The organism is Gemmiger sp. An50, assembly GCF_002161595.1.
Taxonomy (GTDB): domain Bacteria; phylum Bacillota; class Clostridia; order Oscillospirales; family Ruminococcaceae; genus Allofournierella.
In genome coordinates, this window is sequence record NZ_NFID01000041.1 from 1 (window position 1) to 819 (window position 819).

Genomic DNA, 819 nt, shown 5'->3' on the forward strand with positions numbered 1-819 from the left:
GTCTGTTCCAGCATCTGGTCCACCAGCGCCATATCCTCCTCGCTCAGATTGTTCCGCAGGTCTTTCAGGAGCTGTTCAATCTCCTTGCCCGCCTGTTTGTGCCGGCTGTTTCCTTCCATGTTGTTTTCACAGGGGAGCAACTCTCCCCGGTAGATTGCATCCAGTACCATGCGGATTCCCTCCTTTATTACAGAAGCTGCTTTTCTTTGTGGGTGGCCAGCGAGAAGTTGTAGGGCGCGCTGGGCCGTCCGTCCGGGAAGCTGGGCGTGGGCAGGGTGTTCAGAATGCGCACCATCTCCTGCAGTCTGTCAGAATAGCCATTTGTCAGCAGAATTCCCCGGGTGGGCTGAATTCCCTCCAGAACCAGACCGTCCCAGTACATCCGCAGCTGGTACAGATCCTTCGGCTCCGCCTTCCGGGTCTTCAGCTCATAGATATCGCATTTTCCATTTCCTCCTTTGTCCACCACATCCACACGGGTACCGGTGGGCCAGACACAAATCTCGCTGGTCACCTCATCCTCAGGGTTTGCTGCCTTGAGAATTTTCATCCACTTCTTTTTCAGTTCATCCTCACTGAATGTGGCGGCATTTTTCTGCGGCGGGAACTCTGCCAGCGCTTCAAAGACCTTGTCCCAGTCCGGGTCGTTGCGGTCAATACCGGTCTTGTTGTTCAGAGTGGCAAGAACACCACGGGGCAGCTCCGGCAGGATCAGCTCGCCCACAAAATCGTTGTAGCTGTTGTGCCGGGAAATGGGCGTGCCGTCTTCTTTGTGCCAGATCTCACCCAGCTGAGCGGTGGCAATCACCCGCTTGCCCA

Annotated in this window: 2 protein-coding genes; both read right to left on the bottom strand. The window is 55.8% G+C overall.

The window, feature by feature from the left end; all coding sequences use genetic code 11:
- Positions 1 to 170 (bottom strand): DUF6809 family protein (locus B5G03_RS18200; RefSeq protein WP_481808422.1); only part of this gene is annotated, 170 nt, incomplete at its 3' end.
- Positions 171 to 187: 17 nt separating this feature from the next.
- Positions 188 to 819, bottom strand: a 632-nt coding sequence (locus tag B5G03_RS17530) for a PDDEXK family nuclease (protein ID WP_206423649.1), incomplete at its 5' end; no start/stop codon positions are given.